This window comes from Curtobacterium sp. NPDC089689 (assembly GCF_044749145.1).
GTDB lineage: Bacteria > Actinomycetota > Actinomycetes > Actinomycetales > Microbacteriaceae > Curtobacterium.
The window spans coordinates 1,397,206-1,412,276 of record NZ_JBIVHJ010000001.1 but is presented as its reverse complement, the minus strand read 5'-3'; the positions used below and the strand labels follow the sequence as shown (position 1 = coordinate 1,412,276).

General features: G+C 73.6%; 14 protein-coding genes. 9 read left to right on the top strand and 5 right to left on the bottom strand.

The genetic code is table 11. From position 1 onward, the window contains the following. Nucleotides 1–10: 10 nt before the first annotated feature. Nucleotides 11–589, bottom strand: a complete 579-nt coding sequence (locus ACIPYW_RS06915; RefSeq protein ID WP_400412081.1) for a 2-phosphosulfolactate phosphatase — start codon at nucleotides 587–589, stop codon at nucleotides 11–13. Between the two features lie 96 nt (nucleotides 590–685). Between ACIPYW_RS06915 and ACIPYW_RS06910 the strand changes: the two genes are divergently transcribed. The 4 genes from ACIPYW_RS06910 to ACIPYW_RS06895 all read left to right on the top strand — a co-directional run bounded on the left by ACIPYW_RS06910 (nucleotide 686) and on the right by ACIPYW_RS06895 (nucleotide 2,967). Further along, complete coding sequence (locus tag ACIPYW_RS06910; protein WP_290133525.1) at nucleotides 686–1,318, top strand: GNAT family N-acetyltransferase; 633 nt, start codon at nucleotides 686–688, stop codon at nucleotides 1,316–1,318. A gap of 60 nt (nucleotides 1,319–1,378) precedes the next feature. Continuing rightward, nucleotides 1,379–1,858 carry a hypothetical protein gene (locus tag ACIPYW_RS06905; protein ID WP_400412078.1) on the top strand — a complete coding sequence of 160 codons (480 nt, stop codon included), beginning with the start codon at nucleotides 1,379–1,381 and terminating at the stop codon, nucleotides 1,856–1,858. A gap of 169 nt (nucleotides 1,859–2,027) precedes the next feature. Next, nucleotides 2,028–2,597 carry a DUF1684 domain-containing protein gene (locus tag ACIPYW_RS06900; RefSeq protein WP_400412531.1) on the top strand — a complete coding sequence of 190 codons (570 nt, stop codon included), beginning with the start codon at nucleotides 2,028–2,030 and terminating at the stop codon, nucleotides 2,595–2,597. A gap of 10 nt (nucleotides 2,598–2,607) precedes the next feature. Beyond that, nucleotides 2,608–2,967 (top strand): GntR family transcriptional regulator, encoded by a 360-nt coding sequence (locus ACIPYW_RS06895; RefSeq protein WP_290133523.1) that lies wholly within the window; start codon nucleotides 2,608–2,610, stop codon nucleotides 2,965–2,967. Nucleotides 2,968–3,035: 68 nt separating this feature from the next. Here ACIPYW_RS06895 and ACIPYW_RS06890 read toward each other — a convergent pair whose 3' ends face one another. Further along, a complete protein-coding gene (locus tag ACIPYW_RS06890; protein WP_400412075.1) occupies nucleotides 3,036–3,860 on the bottom strand; it encodes an endo alpha-1,4 polygalactosaminidase in 825 nt (274 codons plus the stop codon). Nucleotides 3,861–4,135: 275 nt separating this feature from the next. Between ACIPYW_RS06890 and ACIPYW_RS06885 the strand changes: the two genes are divergently transcribed. Both ACIPYW_RS06885 and ACIPYW_RS06880 read left to right on the top strand, forming a co-directional pair. Then, complete coding sequence (locus ACIPYW_RS06885; protein WP_400412073.1) at nucleotides 4,136–5,773, top strand: DEAD/DEAH box helicase; 1,638 nt, start codon at nucleotides 4,136–4,138, stop codon at nucleotides 5,771–5,773. A 124-nt stretch (nucleotides 5,774–5,897) separates the two neighbouring features. Further along, complete coding sequence (locus ACIPYW_RS06880; protein ID WP_400412071.1) at nucleotides 5,898–6,098, top strand: CsbD family protein; 201 nt, start codon at nucleotides 5,898–5,900, stop codon at nucleotides 6,096–6,098. Nucleotides 6,099–6,328: 230 nt separating this feature from the next. Here ACIPYW_RS06880 and ACIPYW_RS06875 read toward each other — a convergent pair whose 3' ends face one another. Continuing rightward, nucleotides 6,329–6,871, bottom strand: a complete 543-nt coding sequence (locus ACIPYW_RS06875; protein ID WP_290133519.1) for an NUDIX hydrolase family protein — start codon at nucleotides 6,869–6,871, stop codon at nucleotides 6,329–6,331. A gap of 60 nt (nucleotides 6,872–6,931) precedes the next feature. Between ACIPYW_RS06875 and ACIPYW_RS06870 the strand changes: the two genes are divergently transcribed. After that, entirely contained in the window at nucleotides 6,932–7,555 is a 624-nt protein-coding gene (locus ACIPYW_RS06870; protein WP_400412069.1) for an alpha/beta hydrolase, read from the top strand. Nucleotides 7,556–7,732: 177 nt separating this feature from the next. On the opposite strand, the gene ACIPYW_RS06865 is transcribed toward ACIPYW_RS06870, so the two are convergent. Then, nucleotides 7,733–8,377, bottom strand: a complete 645-nt coding sequence (locus ACIPYW_RS06865) for a PadR family transcriptional regulator (RefSeq protein WP_400412066.1) — start codon at nucleotides 8,375–8,377, stop codon at nucleotides 7,733–7,735. 161 nt (nucleotides 8,378–8,538) lie between these two features. Here ACIPYW_RS06865 and ACIPYW_RS06860 point away from each other — a divergent pair, with 161 nt between their 5' ends. Together ACIPYW_RS06860 and ACIPYW_RS06855 are read left to right on the top strand one after the other, a co-directional pair. Then, nucleotides 8,539–13,341: a DNA glycosylase AlkZ-like family protein gene (locus ACIPYW_RS06860; protein ID WP_400412065.1), complete on the top strand. Its 4,803-nt coding sequence runs from the start codon at nucleotides 8,539–8,541 to the stop codon at nucleotides 13,339–13,341. Continuing rightward, on the top strand, nucleotides 13,334–14,113 hold the full coding sequence (locus tag ACIPYW_RS06855; RefSeq protein WP_400412063.1) for a DNA-formamidopyrimidine glycosylase family protein: 780 nt from the start codon (nucleotides 13,334–13,336) through the stop codon (nucleotides 14,111–14,113). Before ACIPYW_RS06860 ends, ACIPYW_RS06855 begins: the two co-directional genes overlap by 8 nt. Nucleotides 14,114–14,125: 12 nt before the next feature. Here ACIPYW_RS06855 and ACIPYW_RS06850 read toward each other — a convergent pair whose 3' ends face one another. Further along, nucleotides 14,126–14,620, bottom strand: coding sequence for a hypothetical protein (locus tag ACIPYW_RS06850; protein WP_400412061.1), 495 nt, complete (start codon nucleotides 14,618–14,620; stop codon nucleotides 14,126–14,128). Between the last annotated feature and the right edge of the window lie 451 nt (nucleotides 14,621–15,071).

Below are 15,071 nucleotides of genomic sequence, written 5' to 3'. Positions count from 1 at the left end.
CCTCCGGACGCTACGCCCGCAGGGTGACGAGTTCCCCACCGCGGGCCAGCGCCGCCTGCACGTCGGCCCGGTCGAGCTCCCGCGCCCCCTCGGACGCCGAGACGAGGTGCTTCGTGGCCCGTCGGAGGCCCGTGTACGCCGCGCAGGCGGCAGCGGCCTCCGGCGACGTGTGGTCGATCCCGACCACGGCGAGCGCGTCGAGGACGGCCCCCGCGGCGAGGAGGTCCTCGACCGCGAAGTCCGGCGATCCGGGGACGTCCCACGCCTCACCGGCGGCGTCCGCCGCGTCCGAGCGGGCAGCGTGGTCGGCTCCGGCGGCGACGATCGCGACGACGCACCGGTCACCGCGTTCGGCCTGGAGGCGCGTCACGCGTTCCGCGACCGTGCTCGCGTTGCCGAGGTGGCCGAGCACGACCTCCGGGCCGTCCGGCAGGGCCGCGACGGTGCGGCGGAGTGCGTCGTCGTGGTCCCGCGGGGCAGGGAGGACGTCGACCCAGACGAGCAGGTGGGTGTCGTGCGCGATCCGTCCGGCGCCGGCGACGCCCCACGCGAAACGGACCTGGTACTGCTGCTGCGTGCGTGCTGCCACGAGCACAGGGTAGTCGCCCGCCGGCCCCTGTCCGTCTCCACAGGTCGGTCTCGTCCGGAGGTCCGGTGACGGTCGGTGACCGTAGGATTCCGTGTCATGGAGATCGCCCCCGTTCCCACCCTGACCGGCGACCGCGTGACGCTCGAACCCCTCGGGGCGGAGCACGCGGACGACCTGCGGGCGGCGGTCACGGACGGCGATCTGTGGCGCACCTGGTACACGTCGATCCCGGCTCCGGCGCAGGTCGACGCCGAGATCGAGCGGCGACTCGCCGAGCACGAGGCGGGTCGGATGGTGCCGTTCGCGGTGCGCGACCGCCCGACGGGCCGCGTGGTGGGCTCGACCACGTTCATGAACGTCGACCAGGCGAACCGCCGGGTCGAGGTCGGGTCGACGTTCCTCGCCCGGTCGGCGCAGCGCACGGGCATCAACACCGAGGCGAAGCTCCTGCAGCTCTCGCACGCGTTCGAGTCGTGGCAGTGCATCGCGGTCGAGTTCCGGACGCACTTCCACAACATGCAGTCCCGCGCGGCGATCGCGGCGCTCGGAGCGAAGCAGGACGGCGTGCTCCGGAACCACCAGATCGGTCGTGACGGCACGCTCCGCGACACCGTCGTCTTCTCGATCACCGCGTCCGAGTGGCCGACCGTGCGGATGTCCCTGGCCGAGCGGCTCCGTCGGCACGACCGCGCCGAGGGTTCGCGCCGCAGGTCCGCCCGGCACGCCTGAACACACCGGTGCCTCCGGGGAACGCACCCCGTCACAGTCGGTCCGCGTAGCGTCGGGCGCATGCACGTGGGTCTCCGCACCGTCCTCGACGCTCCGGTCGACACGGTCCGCGACGCGCTCCTGTCACCGTCGGTGATGGTGGCGGTCACGAAGCCGTTCCTCCGGTACCGGTCGCGCTCCCCCGAGGGGTTCCCGGAGCGGTGGACGCTCGGCCAGCCGCACCCGATCGCCGCCGATGCGTTCGGGGTGTTCCCGAGCGGCGACACCCACGTGGACATCGACCGGTACGAGGTCGAGGGCGTCCCGGTGCAACGCGACAACGGTGGCGGGGTGTCGGGGCTCTTCGGCCGGATGACGATGGCGCACCGGATGGCCACGGTCGACCTCGGCGACGGCACGACACTGCTGCTCGACCGGCTGACCTACCGGATGCGGCCACCGGTCCTCGGGGTGCTGCTCTGGCCGGGGATGTGGGTCATCTGGCAGTGGCGCGGGCTGCGGATGCGGCAGCTCGCACCCACGTGGCGCCGCCCCGCGTGACGCCGGCCGACCCGCGGTCCCGTGCTCGCTCCCGCGAGCGGCCCGGGCGTAGCCTGTACGGGTGAGCGACCTGCGAGCAGGAGACGAGCCCCGGACCGACGACGCGGCCACCGTGCCGAGCACCGACGCGACCGTCGCGAGCACGCTCGCGACCGTCGACTGGCGGCGGATGACGTTCGACCTGTACCGCCGGGTGCGTGCGACCCCCGACCCGGAGACCGCGCACGCGTTCTGGCGGGAGACCCGGGACGCGATGTTCGCCGACCACCCCGCGTCGCCACTGCTGGCCGAGGACGCGGCCGACTTCGAGTCGCTGCCCGTCCCGACCTACGACCCGGACTGGCGGTTCCACGCCCGGATCGAGCCCGCGGAGCCCCAGGCGATGGACGTCGAGACCGGGACCGACGGCATCGTGCACTTCGACCGGCTCGGCGTGGTGCGGCTACCCGGCATCGGAACGCTCGACGTGTGGTCGCACGGTGGCTACGCGGGCGGGGTCTTCGTGCCGGTGAAGGACGCGAGCGCCGGCAAGGCCCGCGGTACCTACGGCGGCGGCCGCTACCTGCTGGACACGATCAAGGGCGCGGACCTCGGCGGTGAGGACGACGAGCTCGTGCTCGACTTCAACTTCGCGTACAACCCCTCGTGCGCGTACGACCCCGCGTGGGCGTGCCCGCTCGCACCGCCCGGCAACACCGTCCCCGTCCCGATCCCCGTCGGCGAGCAGTACGACTTCTAGCGAGGTGCAGATGAACGGTCTGGTGGCACTCGACCGCGGCGGCAGCGTCCCGCCGTTCGAGCAGGTCCGCGCGCAGATCGCCGCACAGATCCAGGCGGGCTACCTCGTCGACGGTGCACGGCTGCCGAGCGTCCGGGGGCTGGCGGACGAGCTCGGGCTGGCCGCGGGCACGGTCGCGAAGGCGTACCAGCTGCTCGAGGAGTCCGGGCTCGTGCACACCGCACGCGGTGCCGGCACCCGGGTGGTCCGTCCTGCCGACGTCCCGCCGGAGGTCGCCGAGGCAGCGCACGCGCTGGCCGTCGCCGCGCGGAGTGCCGGACTGTCCGCCGACCAGGCCGCCACGGCACTGCACGAGGCCTGGCCCGCCTGACGCGACGGGCGCGGCGGGCAGGACCCGCGCCTCCAGGCAGGATGGTCGCGCACGCGACGCGGTCCGTGTCAGCAGTGCTCGAACACGTAGGCGTCGTCGCCCGCCGGCACCAGGTCGCGGTCCCTGAGGATCGTCATCGCCGGCCGCTTCGTCGACGCGCACACGGACGACCACGGGCGCTTGCTGTTGTCGGTGTACTCGATGTCGATGACGCGCTTGCCGTACGCCTTCGTGTACGCGCCGCACTCCTGGTAGACGAAGCACTCCTCGGCGACCACGAAGTCGAACCCGGTCTGCTTCCGTCCCGACGCCCCGAGCTGCGGGGTGTTCTTCTGCCCGACGGCGAGGCCCTTGCCGTGACCGACCCGGACGAGCGCCGCGGCGAGCGCGAGGTTCCCGGAGCGTGTGAGCTTCCCCTTCGAGCGCGTCCACGAGTCGAGGTTGTCGAACTCGACGGCGGCGAAGCCCCGGTCGGCGCACCGGGCGACGGACTTCGTCAGCACCCGGACGATCGTGGCGCGCTTGGCCGCGGTCGTGGTGTCGAGGAGCATCTCGTCCGGCCAGCCCGGATCGGACACGGGCTTGCCCTTCGCATCGCGGAGGATCGCGGTCGGGTGGTCCCGCTTCCACGTCGTGGCGTCCTCGGGCTGCGTCTGGAAACCGTTGACGTAGCAGATCGAGTACTTGCCCTTCGCGGGTCGCTCGGTACTGTCCCGTTCGACGATCGTGACGCCTGCCGGAGGCGTGTACGAGCCTCCGAGCTGGTAGTCGGGGACGCCGGAGGTCGGCAGGTTCCGGTACGAGGACGCCGGGGTCGCGGTGGCGCAGGCGGCGGTGCCGAGCACGGCCACCAGGGTCGTCGCGACGGTCATGGTCAGGGTCCTGGCGCGCACCCGGGCATCCTCGCACGCGCAGGGCGAACGGCCCCACCCCCGGTCCGCGGGGGTGCACCCGCTATGCTGGGGGTACTCGAGGCGCCGATCGCCTCGTGCGTCGTACGGACGCCCCCGACTCCCGACCACCCGTTGGTCGATGATCGAGCACCTCCCGAAGGTGCCCAGGCTCTCTGCTGCGGCGACTGCGCCAGCCACCCGTGCTGGTGCGCATCCCGCCCGCGCGCTGCACACGAGCGCGCCCACAGCCGGTCGAACCGGCTGGAAAGGTCACGATGACCGCCACCACCACCGACATCCGCTTCGCCGACCTCGGCGTCCCCGCGCCGATGGCCGACGTCCTCGCCCGCCAGGGCAAGGAGACCGCCTTCCCGATCCAGGCGGACACGCTCCCCGACTCCCTCCGCGGCAAGGACGTCCTCGGCCGCGGCCGCACGGGCTCCGGCAAGACCATCGCGTTCGCGATCCCGCTGGCGGCGCGCCTCGCAGCGAACCCGCGGAAGCGCCGCGCCGGCCGTCCCCGCGCGCTCGTGCTCGCCCCGACCCGCGAGCTCGCGACGCAGATCGACGCGACCCTCGCCCCGCTCGCCGAGGCCATGGGCCTGAAGACCACGACCGTGTTCGGCGGGGTGTCGCAGGGCCGGCAGGTCGACGCGCTCCGCGGTGGCGTCGACGTCGTCGTCGCCTGCCCCGGTCGTCTCGCGGACCTCATGCAGCAGGGCCACGTGTCCCTCGGTGACATCGAGGTCACCGTCCTCGACGAGGCCGACCACATGGCCGACATGGGCTTCCTCCCCGGCGTGACCAAGATCATGCAGGCGACGCCCGAGCAGGGGCAGCGACTGCTGTTCTCGGCCACGCTCGACAACGGCGTGGACAAGCTCGTCAAGCGGTTCCTCCACGACCCGGTCCTGCACTCGGTCGACGACGAGACCAGCCCCGTCGAGGCGATGACCCACCACCTGTTCGAGGTTCCGGACGCCGACGCGAAGAAGGCCCTCGTCCGGACGCTCGCCTCGGGCGCCGGTCGCCGCATCCTCTTCATGCGCACGAAGCACCACGCGAAGCGTCTCGCCAAGCAGCTCACGAGCCAGGGCATCCCGGCCGTCGACCTGCAGGGCAACCTGTCGCAGGGCGCCCGCGAGCGCAACCTCGCCAAGTTCTCCTCCGGCGAGGCCCTCGTCCTCGTCGCCACCGACGTCGCCGCGCGCGGGGTGCACGTCGACCACGTCGAGCTCGTCGTGCACGTCGACCCGCCGACCGAGCACAAGGCGTACCTGCACCGCTCGGGCCGCACCGCCCGCGCCGGTTCGTCCGGTGACGTCGTCACCGTCACGATGCCGGCCGAGCGTCGCGACGTCGCGCAGATGATGCGCGCTGCCGCGATCAAGGTCACCCCGCAGCAGGTCACGTCGACCTCGCCCGCCGTCACCGAGCTCGTCGGCGAGGTCGCTCCGATCCGCCACGTGGCACCGGAGCAGCCGGTGCAGCAGCAGCGCGCGCCGAAGCAGCGCACGGCCGAGTCCGACAGCGCGGGCGGCGGTCGTCGTCGTGGTCGCGGTGGACGCTCGGGAGGCACGGGTCAGGCCGCACAGGCAGCCCCGGCTGGCGGGTCGGCCGGCTCCGGCAACCGCCGTGGTGGGCGTCCGGCGGACGCCGAGGGCGGTCGTGGCGGCCAGGCGACCGGCGGTCGTCGCGGCGGCCGCGGCTCGGACGCGGCGGCCTCCGGCGGCCAGCGCCGTGGCGGGAGCCGTCGTGCGTCGAGCGACGTCGTCCGGGGCGGGTCCGCGCCGGTGTGGTCGTCGGAGGGCGGCTACGCGGCGGGTCGTGGAGCCGGCTCCGAGTCGGGCGCTGGACGTCGTCGTGGCTCGCGCCGTGCCTCCCGTCCGGCGGGTGCTGCCGACCGCCACTGAGGCTCGTCGTCCCCGAACCTCGACGTCTCCTCCGAACGTGACCGGGCGTCGGGCGTAGGTTCTCCTGCACCGGATGCCGCGCGAGCGGCTGACGGGGAAACGTCCGTCGTTGGAAGGAGACCGTATGGCTGGCAGCGAAGAGAACCACACCGGCGAGAAGCTCGTCGGCAAGGTCAAGGAGGGCATCGGCAACCTCACCGGCAACGACAAGCTCAAGGCCGAGGGTCAGACCGACCAGGCCAAGGCGTCGGCCAAGCAGGGCCTCGATGACGTCAAGGACGCGGCGCACGGCGTCGCGGACAGCCTCCGCAACGAGAAGCACTGAAGCCGGTCGCACGACCGAGCTGCGAAGCCCCCGGGACCACGTGGTCCCGGGGGCTTCGTCGTGTGCGTGGTGGTTCGCGCGTCGGGGGCGTCCGGGCCTCGGTCTGAGGGCCGCACAACCAAAGTCGCTCCGCACCACGGTTTCGCGCGGTGCGGAGCGACTTTGGTTGTGCGCAGGCGATCGGGACCGCCGTGGTCGCCTGCAGGCGGGCGTGCGGCCGAGCGTCCCGGCTAGTGCAGGGCGCCGACGGAGGCGAGGCCGGCGCGGAGCAGCGCGCCGCGGCCGCCCTCCATCTCGTCGGCGACGGCGTCGGACGCGGCCTCGATCGGGCTCATCCACGTGAGCTCGAGGGCGTCCTGGCGCGGCTCGCACGTCCCCGTCACCGGGACGACGTACGCGAGGGAGATCGCGTGCTGCCGCTCGTCGGTGTAGACCGAGGCGCCGGGCAGCGGGAAGTACTCGGCGACCGTGAAGGGCGTCGGGCTCGCGGGCAGCTGCGGGAACGCCATCGGCCCGAGGTCCTTCTCGAGGTGCCGGAACAGCGCCGTGCGGATCGACTCGCCGTACATCACCCGGCCGGAGACGAGCGTGCGGGCGATCGAGCCGCTCGGTGCCACGCGGAGCAGCACGCCGACCTCCGTGACGACGCCGAGGCCGTCCGTGCGGACCGGGATCGCCTCGACGTAGCAGATCGGCAGGCGACGGCGGATGTTCGCGAGTTCCTCGTCGGACAGCCAGCCGGAGTCGGGGTCGGGGGTGCGCAGCGAGGCCATGCACCGTGTCTACCAGGCACGGCAGCGAGTTCGGCGGACGCCACGGCTAGCGTTGGCCGCATGATCGACAGCGACCTGGTGCAGTGGACCCGCGACCCGTCCGAGCGTCCGGGCACCCCGCTCGTGGTCGCGATGCACGGGGTGGGGTCGAACGAGCGCGACCTGCTCGGCCTCGCGCCCGCGCTGCCACCCGCCTGGACGGTCGCCTCGCTGCGGGCGCCGATGGAGTGGGGCCCGGGCTTCTCCTGGTACCCGCTCGGCACGCCGGGGTCGCCGTCGCCGGAGCTCGTCGACGTCGCCGTGGCCGAGGTCCTCGAATGGGTGGACTCGGTCGCCGCCGACCACCCGCGCATCGGGTTGCTCGGCTTCTCCCAGGGCGGCTCGATGGCGCTGCAGCTCCTCCGCGCCCGGCCGGCGGGCTTCGCGTTCGCGGTGTCGCTGTCCGGGTTCGTCGTGCCGGGGGTCACGGACTCGCGGGACGAGGCCGTCGCGGCGGTCCGGCCGCGGGTGTTCCTCGGGCACGGCGACCTCGACCCGGTGATCCCGGCCGAGGCCACCGCGCGGACGCAGGCGTGGGCCGCCGCGAACACGGACGTGACCGACCGGGAGTACTCGGGGCTGCCGCACGCGGTGTCCGCAGCGGAGCTGGCGGACGTGGCGGCGTTCGTCGGCGACGGCGCGTAGCGCGGTCGCGCCGCGCCGCGCCGCGCCGCCGAGACTCGTGGTGAGCGACCGATCTCGCGCTCGGAGACGCGAGATCGGTCGCTCAGGCCGAGTCTCGGGGTGATGGCGGCCGACAGACGGACGGGAGGCCCGGTGCCAGCTGGCACCGGGCCTCCCGTCCGTCGTGGGGTCGCGCGGTCAGTCCGCGAGGATCTGCAGGAGGTCCTTGCGGAGCTGGTCGACCTTGTCGGTCGCCGCCGCGATCTGCTCGTCCGTCGCGGTCGTCCGGTACATGTGCAGGACGCCCATGGTCTTCCGGAGCGACTCGACGAAGGCGCGCTGCGCGTCCGGCATGCCGGGCGCCTCGAACGCCGCCGCGATCTCGTCCGCCTTGGACTCGGCCTCGGCCTTGCCGGCGTCGGTGAGCTCGAAGAGCGTCTTGCGGCCGTCGCCCGTCGAGACGACGAGGTCCTCGTCGACGAGCTGCTGGAGCGTCGGGTACACCGAGCCGGGGCTCGGCTTCCAGGCGCCGCCGGTGCGCTCGGCGATGGTCTTGATCACGGCGTAGCCGTTCTGCGGCCCCTCGGCGAGGAGGCCGAGGATCGCGAGACGGACGTCGCCGCGGCGACGGCGTTCGCGGCCGCCGAAGCCCGGACCGCCGAACCCGGGGCCGAAGCCCGGGCCGAAGCCGGGACCGAAGCCACGCCCGGGGCCGAAGCCGCCGCGCTGGTGGTCACCGCGGTCACGGCCGGGGAAGCCGGCGCCGTGGTGGTGTCGCGGGCCGCCGAAGCGGGGGCCACGCGGGTGCTGGTGCTGCTGGGGGTTCATGTCGTCGAAGCGCATGAGGTGTCCTTTCGTCGTGCTGAGTCGGCTCGCGATCCGGTCTGACCGATCGGCCTTCGTCGTATCGTGATGTAGTAACGATAGATCGGTAACTATCGCTGTGTCAAGCACGTTCTTCCCTCGGCCCGTTGTCGGTGGCCGCGGGCAGGATGGGACGGACCATGACGGACGTCTTCGAGCGCTTCTCCCCCGCCACAGCGGAGTGGTTCCGCGGCGCGTTCCCGGCCCCGACCGCTGCGCAGGCCGGCGCGTGGGACGCCGTCTCGACCGGCCAGCACGCACTCGTGATCGCTCCGACCGGGTCCGGCAAGACCCTCGCGTCGTTCCTCTGGTCGATCGACCGGCTCATCAGCGCGACCGACCAGCCGCCCGCCAAGCAACGGACGCGGGTCCTCTACGTCTCGCCGCTCAAGGCGCTCGGTGTCGACGTGGAGCGGAACCTCCGCAGCCCGCTCGTCGGCATCACCCAGACCGCCAGGCGGCTCGGTCTCGAGCCACCCGACGTCACGGTCGGCGTGCGGAGCGGTGACACCCCGTCGTCCGATCGACAGCGACTCCTGCGCCAGCCACCGGACATCCTCATCACGACGCCCGAGTCGCTGTACCTCATGCTCACGTCGAGCGCTCGAGAGACCCTGGTCAACGTCGACACCGTGATCGTCGACGAGGTGCACGCGGTCGCGTCGACCAAGCGCGGTGCGCACCTCGCGGTGTCGCTCGAACGCCTCGACGACCTGCTCGAGAAGCCCGTCCAGCGCATCGGGCTCTCGGCGACCGTGCGGCCCCCGGAAGAGGTCGCGCGCTTCCTCGGCGGCCGGGCCCCGGTGACGATCGTCGCGCCGCCGGCGCAGAAGACGTTCGACCTGCGGGTGGTCGTCCCCGTGGACGACATGACCGAGCTCGGCGCTCCGCCGGTCGGTGCGGACGCGACCGAGTCACCGACGAACGGGTCGATCTGGCCGCACGTCGAGGAGCGTGTCGTCGACCTGATCGAAGAGCACCGCTCGACGATCGTGTTCGCGAACTCCCGACGGCTGGCGGAGCGGTTGACCGCGCGGTTGAACGAGATCCACGAGGAGCGGGTGCTCGCCGCCGCTGGTGACGGCGTGCTCGTCCCCGCCGGTACCTCCCCGGCCGACGACGGACTGCCGGTCGCGCCGACCCGGCCGCGCGGGCAGTCCCCCGCGCGCGCCTCGGCCCATGCGCCCGTCGCGCAGCCGAAGCGACCGCCGGCCGACGTCGTCGGTGCGTCCGGACAGACCGGCGGCGGGGGGTCCGACGCCAGCGTGCCGGTGCTCGCCCGTGCCCACCACGGCTCGGTGTCGAAGGACCAGCGCGCCATCATCGAGGACGACCTCAAGTCCGGACGACTCCGGTGCGTGGTCGCGACGAGCTCCCTCGAACTCGGCATCGACATGGGCGAGGTCGACCTCGTCGTGCAGGTCGAGGCGCCGCCGTCGGTCGCGAGCGGTCTGCAGCGCGTCGGCCGCGCCGGGCACCAGGTGGGCGAGATCTCGCGCGGCGTGCTGTTCCCGAAGCACCGCGCGGACCTCGTGAACAGCGCGGTGACGGTCGAGCGCATGGTCGCGGGCGAGATCGAGTCGATCGGCGTCCCGGCGAACCCGCTCGACGTGCTCGCCCAGCACACCGTCGCCGCCGGAGCGGTGGACACCGTCGACGTCGAGCACTGGTTCGAGCTCGTCCGCCGGAGCGCACCGTTCAGCAGCCTGCCGCGGTCGGCGTTCGAGGCGACGCTCGACCTCGTGACCGGGCGATACCCGAGCGACGAGTTCGCCGAGCTGCGGCCCCGGCTGGTCTGGGACCGCGTGCACGGCACCCTGACGGGCCGTCCGGGCGCGCAGCGGCTCGCGGTGACCAGCGGTGGCACGATCCCCGACCGCGGGATGTTCGGCGTCTTCATGGTCGGTGAGCGGGCGTCGCGCGTCGGTGAGCTCGACGAGGAGATGGTCTACGAGTCCCGCGTCGGCGACGTGTTCGCGCTCGGTGCGACGAGCTGGCGGATCGAGGAGATCACCCACGACCGGGTGCTCGTGAGCCCGGCGTTCGGGCAGCCCGGGCGGGTGCCGTTCTGGAAGGGCGACGGACTCGGTCGTCCCGCGGAGCTCGGCCGGGCCACCGGCGCGTTCGTGCGCGAGGTCGAGTCGGCCTCCGACGACGACGCCCGCGCCCGGGTGTCCTCCGGCGGTCTCGACGAACGCGCCGTCACCAACCTGCTGACGTTCCTCCGCGACCAACGCGCCGCGACCGGGTACGTGCCCAACGACACGACCCTCGTGGTCGAGCGCTTCCGCGACGAGCTCGGCGACTGGCGCATGATCATGCACTCGCCGTACGGCATGCAGGTGCACGCGCCGTGGGCCCTCGCGGTCGGTGCGCGGCTGCGGGAGCGACACGGCATCGACGGCGACGCGATGGCGGCCGACGACGGCATCGTGGTGCGCATCCCCGAGACCGACGCGGAACCACCCGGCGCCGACCTCTTCGTGTTCGACCGCGACGAGCTCGAGGTCCTCGTGACCGACGAGGTCGGCGGCTCCGCGCTGTTCGCGGCCCGGTTCCGGGAGTGTGCGGCCCGAGCCCTGCTCCTGCCCCGCCGGAACCCCGGGCAGCGGTCGCCGCTCTGGCAGCAGCGGCAGCGGGCGTCCCAGCTGCTCGAGGTCGCGCAGAAGTACCCGACGTTCCCGATCGTCCTCGAGACCGTGCGCGAGGTCCTGCAGGACGTCTACGACGTGCCGTCGCTGCTGTCCATCGCCGACGACATCGCCGGGCGGCGGATCAAGCTCGTCGAGACGGAGACCGAGCAGCCGTCGCCGTTCGCACGGACGCTGCTGTTCGGGTACGTCGCCGCGTTCATGTACGAGGGCGACTCGCCCCTCGCCGAGCGGCGGGCGGCGGCGCTGTCACTCGACTCGACCCTGCTCGGCGAGCTCCTCGGCCGCGCGGAGCTCCGGGAGTTGCTCGACCCGGCCGTGATCGCCTCGGTCGAGCAGGACCTCCAGCGGCTCTCCCCCGACCGCCGGGCGCGCGACGGAGAGGGGCTCGTGGACGTCCTGCGACTCGTGGGGGCGCTCGACCTCGCCGAACTCACCGCGCGGAGCTGGGCCACCGCCGAGGGCGACACCGCGCCGGTCGCCACCGCGCTGCAGGCGCTCGAGCGCGACCGCCGTGTCCTGTCGTTCTCGCACGCCGGGCAGACCCGGTACGCCGTGATCGAGGACGCCTCGCGGCTCCGTGACGCCCTCGGCGTCCCGCTGCCGATCGGCGTGCCGACGGCGTTCGTCGAGCCGGTCGCGGATCCGCTCGGTGACCTGGTCGGCCGGTACGCCCGGTCGCACGGCCCCTTCTCCGCGCAGGAGGCGGCTGCCCGACTCGGCCTCGGCATCGCGGTGGTGCAGGACACGCTGCGACGCCTCGCCGCCGACCGTCGGGTGGTCGAGGGCGAGTTCCGACCCGACCGCCAGGGTGCCGAGTGGTGCGACGCCGAGGTGCTGCGCCGCATCCGCACGAAGTCGCTCGCGGCGCTCCGGCACGAGGTCGAGCCGGTGTCGCCGGACACCCTCGCGCGGTTCCTCCCGGCGTGGCAGCACGTCCACACCCCGGGTACACGCGGTGGTCTGCGCGGCATCGACGGCGTGCTGCAGGTGCTCGACCAGTTGGCCGGCGTGGCCCTGCCCGCGAGCGCCTGGGAGTCCCTCGTGCTGCCGTCCCGCGTCACCGACTACCAGCCGAGCATGCTCGACGAGCTGACGGCCACGGGCGAGGTGCTGTGGTCCGGTGGTGGCACCTTGCCGGGCAACGACGGGTGGGTGCGGTTCCACCTCGCCGAGACCGCGGACACGACCCTGGTGGAGCCGGACGGCGGTGAGACGACCGAGCTGCAACGGGACGTCCTCGGTGCCCTCGCCGGTGGCGGCGCGTACTTCTTCCGCCAGCTCGCCCAGGCCGTCGGCAGCACGGACGACGCCGCACTCACCACGGCGCTGTGGGACCTCGTGTGGGCAGGGCAGATCACCAACGACACCCTCGCGCCGCTGCGGGCGATGCTCGGCGGCAGAGCGAAGAGCGCCAGCACCCCGCGGGCCCGGGCGTACCGCGGACGTCGTCGCCCGACGCTGCCGACGCAGTCCGGGCCGCCGACGGTCGGCGGGCGCTGGTCGATCCTGCCGCTCGCGCAGTCGGACGCCACGGTGCGGGCCGCAGCGACGGCGGAGCAGCTGCTCGAGCGCTACGGCGTCGTCACCCGCGGGGCCGTCCAGGTCGAGGGGGTCCGCGGCGGGTTCGCGGGCGTGTACCGGGTGCTCGCGCGGTTCGAGGAGACCGGCCGGGCCCGGCGCGGGTACTTCGTCGAGGGGCTCGGCGCAGCGCAGTTCGCCACCGGCCCGACGGTGGACCGGCTGCGGACGTTCGCGCGGGACCTCGACGACGACGAACGGAGCGACCCGGAGCGGACCCGCCAGGCGATCACCCTCGCGGCGACCGACCCGGCGAACCCGTACGGGGCGGCGCTGGCGTGGCCGAACGACGGCGCTGTCACGGGCGACGACGCGGACGGGGGCGGTGGCCCCGGCGAGCCCGCAGCGGCCGAGAACGCGACGAGCAGGAACGCGACAGCGGGCGGCTCGACCGTGGGCGGGGCAACGGGAGGCAAGCAGTCTGCCCGCGGACACCGTCCCGGGCGGAAGGCCGGCGCGCTCGTGGTGCTCGTCGACGGCGCGCTGACGGTCTACGTCGAGCGCGGCGGCAAGTCGGTCCTGACCTTCACCGACGACGCCGGGGACCTCGCGGCCGCCGCGGTGTCCATCGCCGCCACCGTCCGACGCGGGCTCGGGAAGCTCTCGGTGGAGCGGGTCGACGGTGCGTTCGTGCTCGAGTCCCCGCTCGGGCAGGCGCTGCGCGACGCAGGCTTCACCGCGACGCCGCAGGGGGTGCGCCTCCGTGCCTGAGGGCGACACCGTCTACCGAGCCGCACACCGGCTGCACGCCGCCCTCGCCGGCAAGGAACTCACCCGAAGCGACTTCCGCGTGCCCGCCTTCGCGACGCTCGACCTCGTGGGCCGCACCGTGGACGAGGTCGTCCCACGCGGGAAGCACCTGCTGCACCGCATCGGGGACCTCACCGTCCACTCGCATCTCAAGATGGAGGGCAGGTGGGACGTGTACGCCCCCGGTGAGCGGTGGCGCCGTCCGACACACCAGGCGCGTGTCGTGCTCGACGCGGCCGACGTCTCGACGGTGGGGTTCACGCTCGGCATCCTCGAGGTGGTGCCGCGCGAGCAGGAGCCCGAGATCGTCGGGTACCTCGGGCCGGACCTCCTCGGCGAGGACTGGGACGCCGACCTGGCGCTCGCGAACCTCACGCGCGACCCGGAGCGTCCGATCGGGCTCGCCCTGCTCGACCAGCGCGTCCTCGCGGGCCTCGGCAACGTCTACCGCGCCGAGCTCTGCTTCCTCCGGGGCGTGCTCCCGACACGTCCGGTCGGGCAGGTGCCGGACCCGGCGCGGGTCATCGCGCTGGCGTCGCGGCTCATCACCGCGAACCGGGACCGCAACGCCCGGATCACGACCGGGGTCGACCGGCCCGGCCGCCGACTGTGGGTCTACGGGCGTGCGGGCAAGCCGTGCCTGCGCTGCGGGACCCCGGTGCGGCGCGGGGAGCTCGGTGAGTCCGAGCTCACACTGCGGGACACCTACTGGTGCCCGCGCTGCCAGACCTGACCGGCCGACGGATCAGCGGTTCGCGGCGTTCACCACGCACTGCTGGACCGAGCGCGCAGCGTCTGAGTCGTCGGTGAACGCCGAGGGCGCCGCCGACGCAGCACCGTCGTGGTCACCCGCGGCGTCCTTCGCGGCACGGTTGACCGGCCACAGGGGTCCGTCGAAGTCCTCCGACGTCGGGTCGGACGAGGTCGCCCAGACGGTCACGTCGTCGTCGTTCGGGTCGTCCGTCTCCGCCGGAGCGATCGACGCCCCGAGGTACCAGCCGCCGTCACCCTCCCGGACGCTCGCGAAGTCGGTGTCGTCGTGGGCTCCGACGGCTTCGTCGATCACGTCGACGGCTTCCTTCGCCGCGACCGGGCAGGTCGTCCGCGCCGGGTCGTCGCTCGCCGGTCCCTTGCCGACCGGGTTGCCGTTCTGGGCACCGGCGCCGGTGCACCCGGCGAGGAGCACGGCGAGGGTGGCGGCCACGATCGTCGCGGCGGCGGTCCTGGATCTGCTCGACATGCCCTCGACGGTGCGCCGGGGCGCCTCCGGGCAGCGCCAGGACCGTCCGGAGAGCGCGGCCGCCCTCCTGCGGCAGCCGCGGGCCCGGTCACCCCGCGCGTCGGCTTCGGGCGCCGACGCGTGGGGTGGTGTCGACGACGTCGGCGACCCGGGTGGTGCGTGCGGCTGGGTGGGCCGCGGGTGTTCGGTGTTCTCGTGGTGATGGTGCGCTCGGCCGCCGGACAGCGTCCGTCGGCGCTCGTCCGGGAGGCACGTGGCAGCCCGGCGGAGCACTCCGGCCGGTGGGTGGCCGGCGGGGCGAGCACCTCGGCAGCGGGTGACCGTCGAGGTGGGTCGAGCCTACGGAGGCGCGCCGCGCACCAGGTGTCCAGAAGGTGAACTTGCGTCGATTCAGGGCGGGATTGCGGCTTGCCGCTCGTCCGTTCCGCCGGTGCGCGGGATGGTTGCGCGT